Below are 19,823 nucleotides of genomic sequence, written 5' to 3' on the forward strand. Positions count from 1 at the left end.
TCAGTGGTGGCCGTGGCCGCTCTGGATCTCCTTGTACTCCTCGACCGTGGGCTTGGCGACCTGGCTGTCCTCGCCGTAGTAGCCCTTGTTGAGCTTGACCCGGAGCTTCTCCATGGCGCCGATCTTGCGCTCCACGCCGTTCTCGTCGACGGCCGGCGGAAGCTCCGCGGCCGCGTACTGCTCGTGCGCCGTGAGGCGGTGCAGCTCGCCCTGGCTGAGCGGCTCGTGGACCTCGACGAACTCACCGTGCGGCAGGCGCTTGATGATGCCCGACTCGCGGCCGTGCAGCACCTTGTCCTTGTCGCGGCGCTGGAGGCCGAGGCAGATCCGCTTGGTGGCGACGAACGCGATGACCGGGCCGGCGAAGAAGAAGATCCGCACGAACCAGGTGATCGAGTTCAGCGACAGGTGGAAGTGGGTCGCCCAGAGGTCGTTTCCACCACCCACGAGCATGATCATGTACGCGGTGATCCAGGCGACGCCGAAGGCGGTGCGCGTCGGAGCGTTGCGCGGGCGCTGCGCGATGTGGTGCTCGCGCTTGTCGCCGGTGATCCAGGACTCGATGAACGGGTAGACCGCGATCGCGGCCAGGACCGCCGGGAAGATCGCCAGCGGGATCATCACGCCGAGGACCAGCGTGTGGCCCCACAGGTTGATCTCCCAGCCCGGCATGACACGGATCAGACCCTCGGCGAAGCCCATGTACCAGTCGGGCTGGGCGCCGGTGGACACCTGGTCCGGGCGGTACGGGCCGATGGCCCAGATCGGGTTGATCGAGGCGATCGCCGCGATGACCGCGATGACGCCGAAGACCAGGAAGAAGAAGCCTCCGGCCTTCGCCATGTACACGGGCAGCAGCGGCATGCCGACGACGTTGTCGTTCGTGCGGCCGGGGCCGGCGAACTGCGTGTGCTTGTGGACGAACACCAGGATGAGGTGGGCGACCACGAGGCCCAGCATGATGCCGGGGAGCAGCAGCACGTGCGCCGAGTAGAACCGGGCGACGAAGTCGCCGCCGGGGAACTCGCCGCCGAACAGGAACATCGACAGGTACGTGCCGAGGACCGGCACGGACAGGATCGCGCCCTGCATGAAGCGGACACCGGTGCCGGAGAGCAGGTCGTCCGGGAGCGAGTAACCGGTGAAGCCGGTGAACATGCCCAGGAAGAACAGCAGGAAGCCGAACAGCCAGTTGATCTCACGCGGCTTGCGGAACGCGCCGGTGAAGAACACGCGCATCATGTGCACGAACATGCCGGCGAGGAAGATCAGCGCCGCCCAGTGGTGGATCTGCCGGATCAGCAGACCACCGCGCACCTCGAAGGAGATGTGCATGGTCGAGTTGAACGCCTCGGACATCAGCTGTCCCTGGAGCGGGACGTACGGTCCGACGTACTCCACCTCGTTCATCGACGGGTGGAAGAACATCGTCAGGTAGACGCCCGTCAGGATGATGATGAGGAAGCTGTAGAGGCAGACCTCGCCCAGCATGAAGGACCAGTGGTCCGGGAAGATCTTCCGCATGTTGGCCTTGGCCAGCGTGTAGATCCCCAGGCGACCGTCGGCCCAGTCCGCGACCCGCTCACCGGCGGGCGCCTTCTTCTGCGTGTTGGTCACGGTGCTCATCCGCGCTCCCAGAATGCCGGACCGACGGGCTCGTCGAAGTCGCCGAGCGCCTCGAGGAAGCCCTTGTCGTTCACGCCGATCCGCAGCTGCGGGAGGGGGTGACCGGCCGGGCCGAAGATGACGCGGGCGCCGTCGGAGAGATCGAAGGTGGACTGGTGGCACGGGCAGAGCACGTGGTGCGTCTGCTGCTCGTACAGGGAGATCGGGCAGCCGACGTGGGTGCAGATCTTCGAGAACGCGACGATGCCCTGGTGCGACCACTCGAGCTCGCGCTTGTCCTTGATGTCCTCCGGCTGGATCCGGACGATCATCAGGGCGGCCTTGGCGATCTGGGTCTGGAAGTGCTCGTCGTGCTCCGAGAGGCCCTCGGGCATCGCGAAGGTCAGCGAGCCGACCGCGACGTCCTCGGGACGGAGCGGCTCGTGCGTGTTCATGTTGATGAGCTGGAGCCCCTTGGTCCACATGGTGGTCCGGAGCTTCTTCTCGGGCAGCGGGCCCATGTCACGCAGCAGGACGATGCCGGAGAGCGGCACGAGCGACAGCGCGCCGAACATCGTGTTGCGGATGAGCTTGCGGCGGCCCATGCCCGACTCCGCGGCACCGGCCGCGAAGTCCGCCATGACCTTCGCCTTGACCTCGGGCGACGCCTCGATCGGGTGACGCTCGTCGGCGACCTCGACGTCGGACATCAGGGTGCGGGCCCAGTGGACCGCGCCCGCGCCGATGAAGAAGAGGGCGGCACCGAGGGTCATGCCCAGGGCGAAGTTGAGCGCGGACACGTGGCCGAAGGGCCAGATGTACACGATCTTGTCGACCGGGAAGATCACGTACGAGGCGATGAAGCCGACGGTGGCCAGCATCGACAGCACGAACATGAAGGCGACCGCACGCTCGGACCGGCGGGCGGCCCGCTCGTCGATGTCCTGGATGCGGGGCTTGTGGGGCGGAAGGCCCGGGTCGGCGAACGGGTCGTCGGCGACCGTCACCGCGCCGTGCGCGGTGTCCTGCCCTGCCGGCAGGGTCTCTTCTGGAATCTCTTGGCTACTCATGACTTCTTGGCCTTAGCGGTGTGGGCCGCGACCCAGATGGCAACTGCGATCAGCGCGCCCAGGCCGAAGACCCAGGCGAACAGGCCCTCGCTGACGGGGCCGAGGCCGCCGAGCTTGAGACCGCCCGGGCTCGCGGACGAGTCGCTGTTGACGGCCTGGACGTACGCGATGATGTCCTTCTTCTCCTTCTCCGGCATCGTGGTGTCGGGGAAGGAAGGCATGTTCTGCGGGCCGGTCTGCATGGCCTCGTAGAGGTGCTTCGGGTCCACGCCCTCGAGGCTCGGGGCGTACTTGCCGTAGGTCAGCGCGCCGCCCTCACCGGTGAAGTTGTGGCACTGGGCGCAGTTGGTGCGGAACAGTTCGCCACCCTTGGCGATGTCGGCACCGTCAGGGCTGTACTGGCCCTCGGTCGGCTTGATCGGGCCGGCACCGAGGGAGGCGACGTACGCCGCGAGCTGATCGATCTCAGCCTGCGAGTAGATGACCTTCTTCCTCGGGACCTGGGCGCCCGGCTGCTGGGCCGGCATGCGGCCCGTGCCGACCTGGAAGTCCACGGCCGCCGAACCCACGCCGACCAGGGACGGGCCGTCAGAGGTGCCCTGACCGCCGGTTCCGTGGCAGCTGGCGCAGCCGACGGAGTAGAGCTTCTTGCCCTCCTCGATGGCGAGGGACTGGGCGGTTTCATCGGCCTTCGCCGTGCCCGCGGGCGCGAACGCGGCGTACAGCCCCCCAGTGGCCGCCAGCGCGAGAAGTAGGACGACGACCGCCGCCAGCGGATGGCGTCGTCGTGCGGAGAGCTTTTTCACGGATTACCCCGGTGTCAGGATCTTCTGCGTCGATGCTTGCTGGATGTCTCGGTCCGCCGTGGTGGCGGAGCCGATTACTTGATCATGTAGATCGTGGCGAAGAGGCCGATCCAGACGACATCGACGAAGTGCCAGTAGTAGGACACGACGATGGCGGCGGTTGCCTGCTCGTGAGTGAACCTCCTGGCGGCGTACGTCCGGCCGAGGACCAGCAGGAAGGCGATGAGACCGCCCGTCACGTGCAGGCCGTGGAAGCCGGTGGTCAGGTAGAACACCGTGCCGTACGGGTCGGAGGACAGCGAGAGGCCGTCCTTCTTGACCAGCTCGGTGTACTCGAAGACCTGGCCGCCGATGAAGATCGCACCCATCACGAACGTGATGATGAACCACGTCCGGAGCTTCTTCACATCGCCCCGCTCCGCGGCGAAGACGCCGAGCTGGCAGGTGAGGGAGGAGAGCACCAGGATCGTGGTGTTGGTCGCCGAGAACGGGAAGTTCAAGGCCGAGGCCTTTTCCGCCCAGAACTCGGGGCCCATCACCGATCGAAGGGTGAAGTACATCGCGAAGAGGGCCGCGAAGAACATCAGCTCGGAGCTCAACCAGATGATGGTTCCGACGCTGGTGAGGTTCGGTCGATTGACCGACGGGTGCGCGTGCCCTGTTTCTACTGTCGTTACTGTCGCCACGACCGACATTATGTCGGTCGCTTATCCCGCCCTCACTCCGGGGGGTGCCGTTCGGAGTGTCAGAGGGGTGTGTCCAGCCCGAACGGCCCAGCGCCGGGGCCCCGGAGCACCGTTCGAACAGGTGTTGAACGGCTGTTGACGGGGTGTGGACCGGAGTAGCATCCGGCGCATCGATCGACGACCTTCCCACGGACTTCCCCACGGAGGAACGATGCAGTCGAGTGCCACGGTCCTGGTCTACAGCGACGACGCGAACACCCGCGCGCAGGTGCGGCTCGCGGCCGGACGCAGGCCCGCGACCGACGTTCCCCCGGTCGAGTTCGTGGAGTGCGCGACGCTGCCCGCGGTGCTGAAGCGCCTGGACGAGGGCGGGATCGACGTGTGCGTGCTCGACGGCGAGGCGGTGCCCGCCGGGGGCATGGGGGTCTGCCGGCAGATCAAGGACGAGGTCTTCCGCTGCCCGCCGGTGCTGCTGCTGATCGGCCGCCCGCAGGACGCCTGGCTGGCCACCTGGAGCCGCGCGGACGCCGCGGTCACCCTTCCGGTGGAACCGGTCGAGTTCGCGGCGTCCCTGGCGGCCCTGCTGCGCTCGCGCCTGTCGATCGGCGCCTGAGCCGGTCGGGCCCCGGTTCAGATCGAGGGCCTCAGCCGGGCCTTCTCCGTGGGGGCCACCGGGTTTCCGGCGGCCTCCACCAGGGCGCTGCCCTGGCGCCACTTGTCCCACTCCATGTTCCAGTCGCCGAAGCCGTTGCCGAAGGTGTCCATCGTGTCGCCGATGCTGTTGACGACGCGGACGATGTCGCCGGGGCGGACGGTCTTGAAGAACCACGCCGCGTTCTCCGTCGACATGCCGACACAGCCGTGGCTGACGTTCTCGACGCCCTGGGAGCCGACGGACCAGGGCGCGGCGTGCACGTACTCGCCGCTCCAGGTGACCCGGGTGGCGTAGTACACGGGCAGGTCGTACGAGTCGGAGCTGCCCTCCGCGATGCCGACGGTGGTGCTCCGCATCTGGACGAAGTACTCCTTGCCGAGCACCACCTTGATCCCGTTGCGGGTGGAGAAGCCCGGTTTCCCCGTGGTCACCGGCATGGTGTTGATCACCTCCCCGTTGCGCTTCACGGTCATCTGGTGCGCGCCGGCGTCCGCGACCGCCTCGATCCGGTCGCCGATGGTGAGCTTCAGCGGCTTGGACGCGCCGCCGTAGAGCTTGTCGCCGACCTTGAGGCCGTCCAGGTTCCCGGTGACCGTGACGTGCGCCCCGGCCGGCCAGTACTCCTTCGGGCGGAAGTGCAGCTTCTTGTCGTCCACCCAGTACCAGGCGCCCTCGACGGCGGGCGTGGAGCGGACCTTGAGGGCCCGCTCGACGACCGCGCGGGCCGACCGGTCCTTGACGGGGAGGCTGAGCTCCGCCGTGATGGGCTGCCCGACGCCGTACGTGCCCGCCTCCGGCCCGAAGGCCACGGTCAGGGCCCGTTTGGCCGGGGCCGTCTCGAAAGTGAACGTGCGGGCGCCTGGAGCGCCGTCCTCGTCCTCGGTGGCCACCCGCACCGTGTAGCGGGCGCCGGCCGCCAGGGCCGCCGTGGAGCGCCAGCGCTGCCCGTCCGCGGTGAGTTCGCCGGCGAGGTGGTGCCCCGAGGCGTCGGTGGCCGTCACGTCGGTGATCCGGCCTTCGTCGCCCTTGGCCGTGATCTCCAGGGGCTTCTCGGGGTCCGCCTTGGCACCGGCGGGAGCGCTGACCGTGAGCTGGTCCGCCGCGTCGTAGGTCTTCTCCGACAGCGGGTGACCGTCGGAGCCCGAGCACGCGGAGACGCCCGCGGTGACGGTGACGGCCAGAAGAGTGCAGCTCAGAACAGTCCTTATGCGCGGCGTGTCGTTCATGACCTCACGCTAAGGACGATCCTCGCGACCGGCGCGCCGAGTGCTGCAAAAGAGGGGCCCGGGCACTTCGGTGACGAAGTGCCCGGGCCCCTCGGTGTGCTCCGGTGCGGAGCGGGGTACCGCTACTGGTTCTGGTTCTCGCCGCGGTAGAACTCGAAGACCCAGCCGAACAGGCCGACGAGGATCAGCGGGGCGGAGAAGTACAGGATCCACCAGCCCATCGCGATGCCGAGGAAGGCGAGCGCGCCGCCGACGGCCAGCGAGAGCGGCTGCCAGCTGTGCGGGGCGAAGAAGCCCACCTCACCGGCCTCGTCCGCGACGTCGGCCTCCTTGTCGTCCTGCGCCATCGCGTCGACACGCTTGGCCGTGAAGGCCAGGTAGTAGCCGATCATGATGGCCAGGCCGAAGGCCAGGAAGAGCGCCGTCGTGCCGACCGGCTCCTTGGACCAGACGCCGTAGAGGATCGCCATGGCAAGGATGAAGACGCTCAGCCAGATGAACATCTTGCCCTGGATCTTCACTTGCCGGCCTCCTTGCTGCCCGTGAGGGCCGCGGCCTCGTGCGGCTTGTTCTCGAGCTGGTCGAGAGCGGCGATCTCAGGGTGGTGCAGGTCGAACGCCGGGGATTCCGAACGGATCCGCGGCAGGGTGAGGAAGTTGTGCCGCGGCGGCGGGCAGGAGGTCGCCCACTCGAGCGAACGGCCGTAGCCCCACGGGTCGTCGACCTCGATCTTCTTGCCGTACTTGGCGGTCTTCCAGACGTTGTAGAGGAACGGCAGGATCGACAGGCCGAGCAGGAACGAGGAGATCGTCGAGATCGTGTTCAGCGTGGTGAAGCCGTCGGCTTCCAGGTAGTCCGCGTAACGACGCGGCATGCCCTCGGCACCGAGCCAGTGCTGCACCAGGAAGGTGCCGTGGAAGCCGACGAACAGCGTCCAGAACGTGATCTTGCCGAGGCGCTCGTCGAGCATCTTGCCGGTGAACTTCGGCCACCAGAAGTGGAAGCCGGAGAACATCGCGAAGACGACGGTGCCGAAGACGACGTAGTGGAAGTGCGCCACCACGAAGTACGAGTCGGAGATGTGGAAGTCCATCGGGGGCGAGGCCAGGATGACGCCGGTCAGACCACCGAAGGTGAAGGTGATCAGGAAGCCGACGGCCCAGAGCATCGGGGTCTCGAAGGACAGCGAGCCCTTCCACATCGTTCCGATCCAGTTGAAGAACTTCACGCCGGTCGGAACGGCGATGAGGAACGTCATGAAGGAGAAGAACGGGAGGAGCACGCCACCGGTGACGTACATGTGGTGCGCCCAGACGGTCACGGACAGGCCGGCGATCGCGATGGTCGCGGCGATCAGACCGATGTAGCCGAACATCGGCTTGCGGCTGAAGACCGGGATGACCTCGGAGATGATGCCGAAGAACGGCAAGGCGATGATGTACACCTCTGGGTGTCCGAAGAACCAGAAGAGGTGTTGCCAGAGCAGCGCTCCGCCGTTGGCCGCGTCGAAGACGTGGGCACCGAACTTGCGGTCCGCCTCCAGGGCGAACAGCGCGGCCGCCAGGACCGGGAAGGCGAGCAGGACCAGGACACCGGTCAGCAGCACGTTCCAGGTGAAGATCGGCATGCGGAACATCGTCATGCCCGGAGCGCGCATGCAGATGATCGTGGTGATGAAGTTGACCGAACCGAGGATCGTGCCGAAGCCGGAGAAGGCCAGACCCATGATCCACATGTCGGCGCCGACGCCCGGCGAGCGGACGGCGTCCGACAGCGGGGAGTAGGCGAACCAGCCGAAGTCGGCCGCACCCTGCGGGGTGAGGAAGCCGGCCACCGCGATGAGCGAGCCGAAGAGGTACAGCCAGTACGCGAACATGTTCAGCCGCGGGAACGCCACGTCGGGCGCGCCGATCTGCAGCGGCATGATCCAGTTCGCGAAGCCGGCGAACAGCGGCGTCGCGAACATCAGCAGCATGATCGTGCCGTGCATCGTGAACGCCTGGTTGAACTGCTCGTTCGACATGATCTGCGTGCCGGGACGGGCGAGCTCGGCGCGCATGAAGAGCGCCATGAGTCCGCCGACGCAGAAGAAGGCGAACGAGGTGACCAGGTACATCGTGCCGATGGTCTTGTGGTCGGTGGTGGTGAGCCACTTGATGACCACGTTGCCGGGCTGCTTGCGCCGTACGGGCAGCTCGTTCTCGTACGAGTCCTCAGCTGCGGCGGCACCCTGGGTTTCGTTGGGGATGCTCACAGTTGCTTCTTCTCCGCATTCCTGGCCGGGTCCGTCTGCTCGATGCCAGACGGGATGTAGCCGGTCTGCCCCTTCTCCGCCAGCTCCTTCAGGTGCTGCTGGTAGCGCTCCGGGGAGACCACCTTGACGTTGAAGAGCATCCGGGAGTGGTCGACACCGCAGAGCTCGGCGCACTTGCCGAGGAAGGTGCCTTCCCGGGTCGGGGTGACCTCGAAGGCGTTGGGGTGGCCCGGGATGACGTCCTGCTTCATCAGGAAGGGAACCACCCAGAAGGAGTGGATCACGTCACGCGAGGTCAGGACGAACCGGACCCTCTCGCCCTTGGGGAGCCAGAGCGTCGGTCCCGGGTTGCCGGTCTGGGGGTTCCGGGTGCCGGGGATGCCGGCGTCGTAGACGCCGCCCGCGTTCTCCGGGAACTGGACCTTGTAGCGGTCCGGAAGCGTCGCCAGGTCCTTGTCCGTCTTCGCGTCACCCTTCACACCGGGCACGTTCTCGACGTAGTTGAAGCCCCAGCTCCACTGGTAGCCGACCACGTTGATCGTGTGGGCCGGCTTCGGGGTGAGCTCGAGGAGCTTGGACTCGTCACGCGCGGTGAAGTAGAAGAGCACCGAGACGATGATGAGCGGGGTGACCGTGTACAGCGCCTCGATGGGCATGTTGTAACGGGTCTGCGGAGGTACCTCGACCTTGGTCCGGCTGCGCCGGTGGAAGATGGTGGCCCAGAGGATCAGGCCCCACACCAGGATGCCCGTGATCAGGGCGGCGGCCCAGGAGCCCTGCCACAGGGAGAGGATCCGAGGCGCCTCTTCCGTGACGGGGGTGGGCATACCAAGGCGGGGGAAGTCTTCCCAGTTGTACGAGCAGCCGGTGGCTGTCGCCAGGATCAGGCCCGCAGTCAGCACCTGCGGCAGCTTCCGCCGCATCGGGCGCCGCGACGAGCGGTCGGAGCCGTTGGGACTCACGTAGCGCCTTCCCGAGAGTCTCGGCCCGCAGTGGTCGGCCACGGCCGTCCGTCTCGCTGGTCGGTCGCCGCCCCGGCCGCGGGCAGGGGTTTGGATGTTTATGCGGACCAAACCCTACTGGACGCTATTTGGGGTCGCGCGGGGAGGGTGCCCAACGCGCCGTCCGAGCCCCCGAAGGGGTGGACTCCGGGGTTCCGGAGGGCGGCCGGAGACGGCCGTCCGGCGGGCTGCCGGGGTGGTGGGGCGGGGTTTTGACGGGGGCTCATCGGGGGGAGGGCGGGGGTTGTGCGGGCCGGTGCGGGGGCGCCCGAGGCGGGGCACCGCACCGGCGGGGAGAAGGCCGGACCGCGTCGACCCGACCTGTGCCGGGCCGGGCTGCGCCGGGCCGGGCTGCGCCGGGCCGGCCTGCGTCTGCGTGGCCTGCGTCGGACCCGCCCGTACCGGCCCGGCCCGCGTCAGGCCGTCCGCGTCAGGCCGCCCCTGCCGGTCCGGCCCGTGTCGGCCGGTCGCCCCGGGGAGACGCGGGCCGGGGCACCCCCAGGCTCTACCGTGGGCGGATGCCGTACTTCGACGCCGCGTCCGCCGCCCCGCTGCACCCCGTCGCCCGTCAGGCGCTGCTCGCCTCCCTCGACGAGGGGTGGGCCGACCCCGCCCGGCTGTACCGGGAGGGGCGACGCGCCCGACTGCTCCTCGACGCGGCCCGGGAGGCCGCCGCGGAGGCCGTGGGGTGCCGTCCGGACGAGCTCGTGTTCACTCCTTCGGGGACACGCGCGGTTCACGCCGGGATCTCCGGCGCGCTCGCGGGACGTCGGCGTGTCGGAAACCGGCTCGTCGTCTCCGCGGTCGAACACTCCTCCGTCCTGCACGCGGGCGAGACGCACGCGGCGGCCGGCGGCACGGTGACCGAGGTGCCGGTGGACCGGTCGGGAGCGGTGGACGCGGACGCCTTCACGGCCGCGCTCGCCCCCGGCACGGCCCTGGCGTGCCTCCAGTCGGCCAACCACGAGGTGGGCACCCGACAGCCGGTGGCCGAGGTCGCCGAGGCCTGCCGGGCGGCGGACGTCCCGCTGCTCGTGGACGCCGCCCAGTCGCTGGGCTGGGGGCCGGTGGACGGCGGCTGGTCGCTGCTCGCGGCCAGCGCGCACAAATGGGGCGGGCCCGCGGGGGTCGGACTGCTCGCCGTGCGGAAGGGGGTCAGGTTCGCGCCGCAAGGGCCCTCCGACGAGCGGGAGTCGGGCCGGGCACCGGGCTTCGAGAACCTGCCCGCGATCGTGGCGGCGGCGGCCTCGCTGCGGGCGGTCCGGGCGGAGGCGGCCGCCGAAGGGGCGCGGCTGCGGGCCCTGGTCGACCGCATCCGGACGCGGGTGCCCCAGGTGGTGCCGGACGTGGAGGTGGTGGGCGACGCGGTGCGCCGACTCCCCCATCTGGTCACCTTCTCCTGCCTGTACGTGGACGGCGAGACGCTGTTGTCGGAACTGGACCGGGAGGGTTTCTCCGTTTCGTCCGGTTCGTCGTGCACGAGTTCGACGCTGACGCCCAGCCACGTGCTGCGCGCGATGGGGGTCCTGAGCGAGGGGAACGTCCGGGTGTCCCTGCCCTCCGGGACCTCGGAGGAGGACGTGGACCGCTTCCTGGCCGTGCTGCCGGGCGTGGTGGCCGGGGTGCGGGAGCGGCTCGGAGCCCCCGCCTCCGCCCCCTCGGTCCCGACGCCCTCGGACTCGCTCGTCGTGGACTCCCTGGGCAAGCGGTGCCCGATCCCGGTCATCGAACTCGCGAAGGTGATCGGCGACGTGCCGGTGGGCGGGACGGTGACGGTGCTCTCGGACGACGCGGCGGCGCGACTGGACATTCCGGCGTGGTGCGAGATGCGGGGGCAGGAGTACGTGGGGGAGTCGCCGGGGGTGGGGGGCGGGACGGCGTACGTGGTCCGGCGGGTGTCGTAGCCGCCGCCGTCACGGGTCGGCGCCCCCTCCCGTCACGGGCAGCCTCCCGCCGGGACGGCGCCCCGCGCCCCCGTTGCGGGCCGCGCCCGCCGGGGCGGTGCCCCCGCCCACCCCGTTGTGGGCAGTCGTTCCGCTGGGGCGGAACGGGTGGGCACAACGGACGGCGCCCCTTGCCGGCGCCCGAGGCTGCCGTGCCCGGACCCGCACCGACGGGCACGGCGCACACGGGGTGCGGGTCCAGGCCCGGAACGCGGAGGCGCCACTGAGGGCGCCGTCCCGTGTGCCCACCCGTCCCGCCCCAGCGGGACGATTGCCCACACGGGGGGGGTGCGGGAGGGGCGCCGCCCCGGCGGGCGCGGGCCCCACACCGGCGGGGCGCCGCCCGGCAAGGCGCGGGTCCGTGCGGGTGGGGGTGGAAGCGGCCCCGCCCCGCCGGGCGCGGGCCCGTGGGGTGGGGGTCAGAGGAGGTGGGAGTGGACCTCCGTGGCGGCCTCCTCGCCGTACGCCTTCGTGAAGCGCTCCATGAAGTTCGCCCGCCGCAGCGCGTACTCCTGCGTGCCCAGCGTCTCGATGACCAGCGTCGCCAGCATGCAGCCGACCTGCGCCGCCCGCTCCAGGCCGACGCCCCAGGACAGGCCCGTGAGGAAGCCCGCGCGGAAGGCGTCGCCGACGCCGGTGGGGTCGACCTTGGCCGTCTCCTCGGGGCAGCCGACCTCGATGGGGGTCTCGCCGACCCGTTCGATGCGCACGCCGCGCGAGCCGAGCGTGGTGATGCGGTGGCCGACGCGGGAGAGGATCTCCGCGTCGGTCCAGCCGGTCTTGGACTCGATGAGGCCCTTCTCGTACTCGTTGGAGAAGAGGTAGGTCGCGCCGTCGAGGAGGGTGCGGATCTCCTCGCCGTCCATGCGCGCGATCTGCTGCGAGAAGTCGGCGGCGAAGGGGAGGGACCGGGCCCGGCACTCCTCCGTGTGGCGGAGCATCGCCTCGGGGTCGTCGGCGCCGATGAGGACCAGGTCGAGGCCGCCCACGCGGTCGGCGACGGCCTTGAGCTCGATCTGCCGGGCCTCGCTCATCGCGCCGGTGTAGAAGGAGCCGATCTGGTTGTGGTCCTTGTCGGTGGTGCAGACGAAGCGGGCCGTGTGCAGGACCTCGGAGATGCGCACCGAGCCGGTGTCGACGCCGTGCCGGTCGAGCCAGGCGCGGTACTCGTCGAAGTCGAAGCCGGCCGCGCCGACGAGGACGGGGCGGCTGCCGAGCTGTCCCATGCCGAAGCAGATATTGGCGGCGACGCCTCCCCGGCGGACGTCCAGGTTGTCGACGAGGAAGGAGAGGGACACCGTGTGGAGCTGGTCGGCCACGAGCTGGTCGGCGAACCGGCCGGGGAAGGTCATGAGGTGGTCGGTGGCGATGGAGCCGGTGACTGCGATACGCACGGCTGGGTGCTCCTGCGGAATTCGGTGGGAGCGCGCGAGGCGCCCGAACGGAGGTGGTGACGGCGACGGGAGAGAACGACAGTTCACGCTACCGGGTGGGGGACGTCCTGCCGAACAGTGGAAACTACCCCAGAGTAGGTCTTTTCCCCGGGGCGGGGCGGTGCATACGGTGCGCCCATGACCACGTATCCCGCTCCTCGTGAGCGTCACGAGTCCGAGTTGAGCCTCGCCGAGCTGCGCGGGGCCGGTGCCCGGATGGCCCCCCACTGGGCGGCTCCGGCCGGCCCGGACCCCGTCCGGGTGTCCCCCGCGTCGATCCACGGCGTCGTCGTCCCGGCGGCCTCGGCCCGGCTGATCGACGCCACCGTCGAGTACGGCGGCTGACGGACGGAACCGTCCGCGCGTCCGCTCCGTCCCATCGGCGTCCGGTCGAGACGAGGGAGCGTTGCGGTGAGCGGTACGGAGAACGTGCGGAGGCGACGGAACGTCCTGGCCGCCTCGGTGGCGGCGGGTGTCCTGCTCGCCGGGGGCGGTGGCGTCTACCTGGCGGCCGCCGCGTCCGGCGGGGCCACGCCGGACGCGGCGGCGGGGAAGGCCGCCGACGCGGTCGGGTCGCCGCCGCCCCTGGCCGTGGAGGCCGGTGGCGGCGGTACGGGGGGCGGTCCCGGGATCGCCTCCGGCGAGCCGGACCCGAGCGGCGGGGCGCACGGAACGGTCTACAAAGCCGAGGGTCCGCTCCCCCAAGGGCCCTCCTCGGCCGCGGTCCACCGGCCCGAGGGCCTGGTCACCTCGGCGGAGGTGTCCGGGCTGGCCGAGGCGCTCGGCGTCGAGGGCCGGCCCGTGCTGGTCGGGGACGTCTGGACGATCCGGCCCGAGAAGGACGGTCGGGGTCCGCGCCTGGACGTGGCGAAGGCGGCCCCGGGGAACTGGACGTACTCCTGGTACGACGGCGGCCCGATGGGCGACACCTGCCTCAAGGGCAGGGCGTGCCCGCCTCCGGGGGCGGCGAAGTCCCCGCGCGGCGGTTCGCCGGTGAGCGAGGCGGCGGCGAAGGCGGCGGCCGCCCCCGTCCTGAAGGCCCTGGGCCAGGACGACGCGAAGGTGACGGCGTCCCAGGTGATGGACGGTTCGGTGCGGGTGGTCAACGCCGATCCGGTGGTGGACGGGCTGCCGACCCACGGCTGGTCGACGGGGCTGCAGATCGGTCCGGACGGCCGGCCGGTCTCCGGGAGCGGGACGCTGAAGGAGCCGGTGAAGGGCGCCACGTATCCGGTGGTCGGGGCGGCGAAGGCGCTCGCGGAGCTGAACGAGAAGGCGAGGGGCGCCGGCCCGGTCGGCATCGGCGGCTGTGCGACGGACCCGCCGGCCGGGGTCGAGGGGAGCGGCGGGGACGGCCCGGCGCCGGTCGACGGGAGCGGGAAGGCCGACCCGGCCGCGCCCTGCCGGTCGGCCGCGGACGCGGCCCCGCCGACCGAGGTCCCGGTGACGGGCGCGGTCTTCGGTCTGGCCGCGCAGGACGTGGCGGGCGAGCGGCTGCTCGTGCCGTCGTGGCTGTTCACGGCGGACCCGGTGGACGCGGCGCCGTACACGGTGACGGAGACGGCGGTCGCCCCGGAGTACCTGGTGCCCCCGGGGAAGCCCTCGCCGGACGAGGGCACGGCGCCGGCCCGGCGCATCGAGTCGTACCGGGCGGCGGGGGACGGCCGGAAGCTGTCGGTCACCTTCTGGGGCGGGGTGTGCAGCACGTACACCGCGAAGGCGGTGGAGTCGCCGGCGGAGGTGACCGTGCGGATCGACGAGAAGTCGGACCCCGGGCGGGCGTGCATCGCGGTCGCCAAGGAGATCACGCTGACCGTGGAGCTCCGGAGTCCGCTGGGCGGGCGGCCGGTGGTCGACGCGGCGAGCGGGGAGTCGGTGCCGCGGCGCTGACGGTCCCCGGGTGACGGTCCCCGGGCACGAGCGGGGCCGGTGGCCCCGGGAAACGGGTGAGGGCGGCGGCCCCGGGACTTCCCGGGGCCGCCGCCCTCACCCGTGTACGGGCTTAGCTGAACGAGTCGCCGCAGGCGCAGGAGCCCGTGGCGTTCGGGTTGTCGATGGTGAAGCCCTGCTTCTCGATCGTGTCGACGAAGTCGATCGACGCGCCCCCGAGGTACGGGGCGCTCATGCGGTCGGTCACGACCTTGACGCCGTCGAAGTCCTTCACGACGTCGCCGTCGAGCGAACGCTCGTCGAAGAACAGCTGGTAACGCAGGCCGGAGCAGCCGCCGGGCTGAACGGCGACGCGCAGGGCCAGGTCTTCGCGGCCTTCCTGGTCGAGGAGGGCCTTGACCTTGGCCGCGGCGGCGTCGGACAGGAGGATGCCGTCGCTGACAGTGGTCTTCTCGTCCGATACGGACATCTGCTTCTCTCCCGGTGTGTACGGAGACTGCTTGCCGACGGTTGCAACCGACGGTGCCCCGGATTCATTCCGGGCCGAGTGGGGTCTTCCCCCTTTCATGCTCGCACACCCCGTCCAGGAGCGCGGACGGCGAATTCGTCACATCGACACTATGGACATCGTCCATAGGACGTGAAGCGGGTTATGATAGATAGCGTCATTTCGACGAAAAGGCTCCTCGAAGAAAGGGTGCGTGACGTGACCACCGCCCAGCCCCTGGACGTCCAGCCGACGCCGCTCGCCCTGCTCCTGCTCGGTCGCGAGGCCGACCCGAAGAGCGAGCGCGGCGTGGAGTGTCCCGGCGATCTGCCGTCGCCCTCCGACCCGGACCTCGTGGAGCGCGCCCGCGCCGCGAAGGAGAAGCTCGGGGACAAGGTCTTCGTGCTCGGCCACCACTACCAGCGCGACGAGGTCATCCAGTTCGCCGACGTGACCGGTGACTCCTTCAAGCTCGCGCGCGACGCCGCCGCCAAGCCCGAGGCCGAGTACATCGTCTTCTGCGGTGTGCACTTCATGGCCGAGTCGGCCGACATCCTCACCGGTGACGAGCAGAAGGTCGTCCTGCCCGACCTCGCGGCCGGCTGCTCGATGGCCGACATGGCCACCGCCGAGCAGGTCGCCGAGTGCTGGGACGTGCTGACCGAGGCCGGCATCGCCGAGCAGGTCGTGCCCGTCTCGTACATGAACTCCTCGGCCGACATCAAGGCCTTCACCGGCAAGCACGGGGGCACGATCTGCACCTCGTCCAACGCCGAGCGGGCCCTGAACTGGGCCTTCGAGCAGGGCGAGAAGGTGCTCTTCCTGCCGGACCAGCACCTGGGCCGCAACACCGCCGTCCGCGACATGGGCATGTCCCTGGACGACTGCGTGGTCTACAACCCGCACAAGCCGAACGGCGGGCTCACCGCCGAGGAGCTGCGCGCCGCCAAGATGATCCTGTGGCGGGGCCACTGCTCGGTGCACGGCCGCTTCTCGCTGGACTCGGTCAACGACGTGCGCGAGCGCATCCCGGGCGTGAACGTGCTCGTCCACCCGGAGTGCAAGCACGAGGTCGTCGCCGCCGCGGACTACGTGGGCTCGACCGAGTACATCATCAACACCCTGGAGGCGGCCCCGGCCGGTTCCAAGTGGGCCATCGGCACGGAGCTGAACCTCGTCCGACGGCTGGCGAACCGTTTCGCCGACCAGGGCAAGGAGATCGTCTTCCTCGACAAGACGGTCTGCTTCTGCTCGACGATGAACCGCATCGACCTCCCCCACCTGGTGTGGACCCTGGAGTCCCTGGCCGAGGGCAACCTCGTCAACCAGATCCAGGTCGACAAGGAGACGGAGAGCTTCGCCAAGCTCGCCCTGGAGCGGATGCTGGCCCTGCCGTAACGGTTCCTGCCGGAACGGTTCTCCCGTCCGTACGCCGGAAGGGGCGCCCCGCGAGCTCGCGGGGCGCCCCTTCCTCGTGCCGTACGGATCAGACCGCCGTCGGCTCCTTCGCCTGCGGCGGGACCGGCACCTCGCCGGACTTCGCCGCCCGCTTCGCCGCCTTCTTCTTCGCGCGGCGCTCCTTGCGGAGCTCCACCATCGCGTAGAGCGTCGGGACGAGGAGCAGGGTCAGCAGCGTCGAGGTGATCAGACCGCCGATCACCACCACCGCCAGCGGCTGGGCGATGAAGCCGCCCTCGCCGGTGACGCCGAGGGCCATCGGCAGCAGGGCGAAGATCGTCGCCAGGGCGGTCATCAGGATCGGGCGGAGCCGGTGCCGGCCGCCCTCGATCACCGCTTCCACGACGCCCAGGCCCTGCGCCCGGTACTGGTTGATCAGGTCGATCAGGACGATCGCGTTGGTGACCACGATGCCGATGAGCATCAGCATGCCGATCATCGCCGGGACGCCCATCGCCGTGCCGGTGACCACGAGCAGACCGATCGCGCCGGTCGCCGCGAACGGGATCGAGACCAGCAGGATCAGCGGCTGGACCAGCGACCTGAAGGTCGCCACCAGGAGCATGAAGACGATCGCGACGGCCGCGAGCATCGCCAGGAACAGGTTGAGGAAGGCGTCGGACTGGTCCGCGGTGACGCCGCCGACGGTGGCGGTGGCCCCCTCCGGCAGGTCGAGGCCCTTGAGCTTCGCCTGGAGGGCGTTGCCCACCGCGCCGGTGTTGTCGCCGACCGGCTCGGCCGTGATCGTCGCGGCGCGCGCGCCGTCGATCCGGGTCATCGAGACCGGGCCGGGGACCAGCTCGACGGTGGCGACGTCGCCCAGCTTCACCGGGCCGAGCGGCAGGGCCCTGAGCTCGGCCAGGGTGGTGGCCGGGTGGGCCGAGGTGATGAGGACGTCCCGCTCGCTGTCGTCGAGGATCGCCTTGGCGGCCGGGGTGCCCCGGACGGCCTGGGCGACGACCGCCCCGAGCGAGGTGGTGTCGAAGCCGGCGTCGGCCGCCCGGGCGTTCGCCTTCACGGAGATCCGCGGGACGGACTGCGAGAGGTCGCTCTGGACGTCGGTGACGTCCTTCAGCCCGGCGACCGCGGCCCGGACCTGCTCGGAGGCCTTCTTGAGGGTCTCCGGGTCGGCGGCCTTGACGACCACGCTCAGCTTCTGGGAGCCGAACCCGTCACCGGCGGCGATGGTGGTGTCGCCGACCCCGTCGAGCGCGTCGAGGCCCTTCTCGATGGCGTCGCGCGTCTCCTCGTACGAGGCGGAGTCGTCCAGGCTCACCTTGTACGAGGCCTGGTGGGAGCCGGTGCCGCCGCCGAAGGCCGCCATGAAGCCGGAGGAGCCGACGGTGACCTGGTAGTCCTTGACGCCCTCGACGTCCGCGAGGACCTTCTCGACCTTCTTCGCGGCCTCGTCGGAGGCGCTCAGGCTGGTGCCGGGCGCCAGCTCCTGCCGGATGTTGAGCACCTTCTGCTCGCCGGGGTCGAAGAAGTTCGTCTTCAGGAGGCCGCCCATGCCGACGGTGACGACCAGCACGGCGAGCGCGATGGCCAGGCTGGTGAGCCGGCGCCGGGTCGCGAACCGCAGGACCGGCACGTACAGGCGCTGGAGACGGCTCTTCTCCTCCTTCTCCTCGGCCAGGCGACGGGCCTCGTCCGGGTCCTCGGACGTGCCCTTGGGGGCGCGCAGGAACCAGTACGAGAGGACCGGGACCACCGTCAGGGAGACCAGCAGCGAGGCGAGCAGGGCCGCCGTCACCGTCAGCGAGAAGGAGCCGAACATCTCGCCGACGAGGCCGCCGACCAGACCGATCGGCAGGAAGACGGCGACGGTGGTGAGGGTCGAGGAGGTGACGGCGCCCGCCACCTCGCGGACCGCGGTGAGGATCGCGCTCTGGCGCTCCTCGCCGTAGCCCAGGTGCCGCTTGATGTTCTCCAGGACCACGATCGAGTCGTCGACGACCCGGCCGATGGCGATGGTGAGCGCGCCGAGCGTCAGCATGTTCAGCGAGAGGTCGCGGGTCCACAGCACGATGAGGGCGAGGACGACCGAGAGCGGGATGGAGACCGCGGTCACCAGGGTCGAGCGGACCGACGCGAGGAAGACCAGGATCACCAGGACGGCCATGACGAGGCCGAGCGCGCCCTCCGTGGTCAGGCCGGAGACGGCCTTGGCGACGGCCGGGCCCTGGTCGGAGACCACGGTCAGCTCGGCGCCCGCGCCGAGGTCACGGCGCAGGTCGGGCAGCTTCTCCTCGACGGCGTCCGAGATCGCGACGGCGCTGCCGTCCTTGTCCATGGTGGCCATCACGGCGAGGGTGGGCTTGCCGTTCGTTCGCGTGAGGGAGGTGCGCGGGGACTCCTCCTGCTTCACGGTGGCGACGTCGCCGAGGCGGACCGCCCTGCCCTTGCCGGGGACGGCCGCGGGGATGCGCAGGTCCTCGATCTGCTGCAGCGAGGTGTAGCCGCCGCCGACCTGGATGGTGCGGGACTTGCCGGCCTCCGAGAAGGCGCCGGCCGGCAGGGTGGCGCCGCCGGAGCGAAGTGCCTCGGCGAGCTTCATCGTGGTGAGCCCGGCCGCGGCGAGCTTCCGCCCGTCCGGGGTGACGGAGACCTGGAGGTCCTGGACGCCGCTGACGGAGACCTGGCCGACGCCCTCGATGTCCTCCAGGGCGGGCACGACGGTCCGCTCCAGCTGGTCGGCGAGCGCCTGCGGATCCTTGTCCGAGGCGGCGGCGAGGACGACGGTCGGCATGTCGTCCGTCGAACCGGCGATCACCTGCGGGTCGACGGTGTCGGGCAGCTGGGCGCGGGCGCGGTTCACGCCCTGCTGGACGTCGGCGACGAGCTGCTTCGTCGACTCGTCGCCGTAGTCGAAGGAGGCCATGACGACGGCCATGCCCTCGGAGGCGGTGGAGGTGACCGACTTGAGGCCGTCGACGGACTTGAGGTTCCTCTCCAGCGGCTCGACCACCTGCTTCTCGACCACATCGGGAGAGGCGCCCTGGTACGGGGCGAGGACCGAGACCATGGGCAGCTCGATCGAGGGGAGCAACTGCTGCTTCAGCTGCGGGATCGCGATCGCCCCGAACACGATCGCGACGATGGACATCAGCCCGATCAGGGCCCGTTGCGCGAGGCTGAATCTGGACAGCCAGGACATGGGGTCTCTCTTCTGTGGCGTACTCGTCGACGGGCGGGAGCGGCCGAGACCCCGGTCCGGACCCGCTGGGTCCGCCGGAGGTGCCCCCCCGTCCATACGATCCGTCATCCGCGGCCGGAAGTCCTCGGCCCCCGGGTGCACTTCCTTACGCC

The 19,823-nt window shown here is 70.3% G+C and carries 16 protein-coding genes; 5 read left to right on the forward strand and 11 right to left on the reverse strand.

Translation table 11 applies throughout. The annotated features are described in order from the left end of the window. The 4 genes from qcrB to ctaE form a co-directional block, all read right to left on the reverse strand. Window positions 1-1,626, reverse strand: a complete 1,626-nt coding sequence (qcrB, locus tag IE180_RS14035) for a cytochrome bc1 complex cytochrome b subunit (protein ID WP_190157184.1) — start codon at window positions 1,624-1,626, stop codon at window positions 1-3. Then, complete coding sequence (gene qcrA, locus IE180_RS14040; RefSeq protein ID WP_190157185.1) at window positions 1,623-2,675, reverse strand: cytochrome bc1 complex Rieske iron-sulfur subunit; 1,053 nt, start codon at window positions 2,673-2,675, stop codon at window positions 1,623-1,625. The genes qcrB and qcrA overlap by 4 nt, the downstream gene beginning before the upstream one ends. Next, window positions 2,672-3,481 carry a cytochrome bc1 complex diheme cytochrome c subunit gene (gene qcrC / locus IE180_RS14045; RefSeq protein ID WP_190157186.1) on the reverse strand — a complete coding sequence of 270 codons (810 nt, stop codon included), beginning with the start codon at window positions 3,479-3,481 and terminating at the stop codon, window positions 2,672-2,674. The genes qcrA and qcrC overlap by 4 nt, the downstream gene beginning before the upstream one ends. A gap of 74 nt (window positions 3,482-3,555) precedes the next feature. Continuing rightward, window positions 3,556-4,176 (reverse strand): aa3-type cytochrome oxidase subunit III, encoded by a 621-nt coding sequence (gene ctaE, locus IE180_RS14050; RefSeq protein ID WP_030693915.1) that lies wholly within the window; start codon window positions 4,174-4,176, stop codon window positions 3,556-3,558. A gap of 202 nt (window positions 4,177-4,378) precedes the next feature. Between ctaE and IE180_RS14055 the strand changes: the two genes are divergently transcribed. Continuing rightward, complete coding sequence (locus IE180_RS14055; RefSeq protein ID WP_190157187.1) at window positions 4,379-4,780, forward strand: DNA-binding transcriptional response regulator; 402 nt, start codon at window positions 4,379-4,381, stop codon at window positions 4,778-4,780. 17 nt (window positions 4,781-4,797) lie between these two features. On the opposite strand, the gene IE180_RS14060 is transcribed toward IE180_RS14055, so the two are convergent. From IE180_RS14060 to ctaC, 4 genes are all read right to left on the reverse strand, one after another. Continuing rightward, window positions 4,798-6,048, reverse strand: a complete 1,251-nt coding sequence (locus tag IE180_RS14060; RefSeq protein WP_190157188.1) for a L,D-transpeptidase — start codon at window positions 6,046-6,048, stop codon at window positions 4,798-4,800. A 122-nt stretch (window positions 6,049-6,170) separates the two neighbouring features. Continuing rightward, on the reverse strand, window positions 6,171-6,569 hold the full coding sequence (locus IE180_RS14065) for a cytochrome c oxidase subunit 4 (protein ID WP_190157189.1): 399 nt from the start codon (window positions 6,567-6,569) through the stop codon (window positions 6,171-6,173). Further along, window positions 6,566-8,302, reverse strand: coding sequence for an aa3-type cytochrome oxidase subunit I (gene ctaD / locus IE180_RS14070; RefSeq protein WP_190157190.1), 1,737 nt, complete (start codon window positions 8,300-8,302; stop codon window positions 6,566-6,568). The genes IE180_RS14065 and ctaD overlap by 4 nt, the downstream gene beginning before the upstream one ends. Continuing rightward, on the reverse strand, window positions 8,299-9,264 hold the full coding sequence (gene ctaC / locus IE180_RS14075; protein ID WP_190157191.1) for an aa3-type cytochrome oxidase subunit II: 966 nt from the start codon (window positions 9,262-9,264) through the stop codon (window positions 8,299-8,301). The genes ctaD and ctaC overlap by 4 nt, the downstream gene beginning before the upstream one ends. Before the next feature lie 557 nt (window positions 9,265-9,821). Here ctaC and IE180_RS14080 point away from each other — a divergent pair. After that, window positions 9,822-11,207 (forward strand): cysteine desulfurase/sulfurtransferase TusA family protein, encoded by a 1,386-nt coding sequence (locus IE180_RS14080; protein WP_190157192.1) that lies wholly within the window; start codon window positions 9,822-9,824, stop codon window positions 11,205-11,207. Between the two features lie 458 nt (window positions 11,208-11,665). On the opposite strand, the gene IE180_RS14085 is transcribed toward IE180_RS14080, so the two are convergent. Beyond that, window positions 11,666-12,640, reverse strand: coding sequence for a carbohydrate kinase family protein (locus tag IE180_RS14085; RefSeq protein ID WP_190157193.1), 975 nt, complete (start codon window positions 12,638-12,640; stop codon window positions 11,666-11,668). Between the two features lie 177 nt (window positions 12,641-12,817). Between IE180_RS14085 and IE180_RS14090 the strand changes: the two genes are divergently transcribed. Together IE180_RS14090 and IE180_RS14095 are read left to right on the forward strand one after the other, a co-directional pair. Next, entirely contained in the window at window positions 12,818-13,024 is a 207-nt protein-coding gene (locus tag IE180_RS14090) for a hypothetical protein (RefSeq protein WP_190157194.1), read from the forward strand. Between the two features lie 66 nt (window positions 13,025-13,090). Continuing rightward, the gene (locus IE180_RS14095; RefSeq protein WP_190157195.1) at window positions 13,091-14,569 is read left to right on the forward strand and encodes a hypothetical protein; all 1,479 of its coding nucleotides are present in this window, start codon (window positions 13,091-13,093) and stop codon (window positions 14,567-14,569) included. A 112-nt stretch (window positions 14,570-14,681) separates the two neighbouring features. Here IE180_RS14095 and IE180_RS14100 read toward each other — a convergent pair whose 3' ends face one another. Then, a complete protein-coding gene (locus tag IE180_RS14100) occupies window positions 14,682-15,038 on the reverse strand; it encodes a HesB/IscA family protein (protein WP_015033024.1) in 357 nt (118 codons plus the stop codon). 237 nt (window positions 15,039-15,275) lie between these two features. Between IE180_RS14100 and nadA the strand changes: the two genes are divergently transcribed. Next, complete coding sequence (gene nadA / locus IE180_RS14105) at window positions 15,276-16,454, forward strand: quinolinate synthase NadA (protein ID WP_190157196.1); 1,179 nt, start codon at window positions 15,276-15,278, stop codon at window positions 16,452-16,454. An 88-nt stretch (window positions 16,455-16,542) separates the two neighbouring features. Here the strand turns inward: nadA and IE180_RS14110 are convergent, their stop codons facing one another. Continuing rightward, window positions 16,543-19,671 (reverse strand): efflux RND transporter permease subunit, encoded by a 3,129-nt coding sequence (locus IE180_RS14110; RefSeq protein ID WP_190157197.1) that lies wholly within the window; start codon window positions 19,669-19,671, stop codon window positions 16,543-16,545. Window positions 19,672-19,823: the final 152 nt, after the last annotated feature.

The organism is Streptomyces litmocidini, assembly GCF_014649755.1.
GTDB classification, from domain to species: domain Bacteria; phylum Actinomycetota; class Actinomycetes; order Streptomycetales; family Streptomycetaceae; genus Streptomyces; species Streptomyces litmocidini.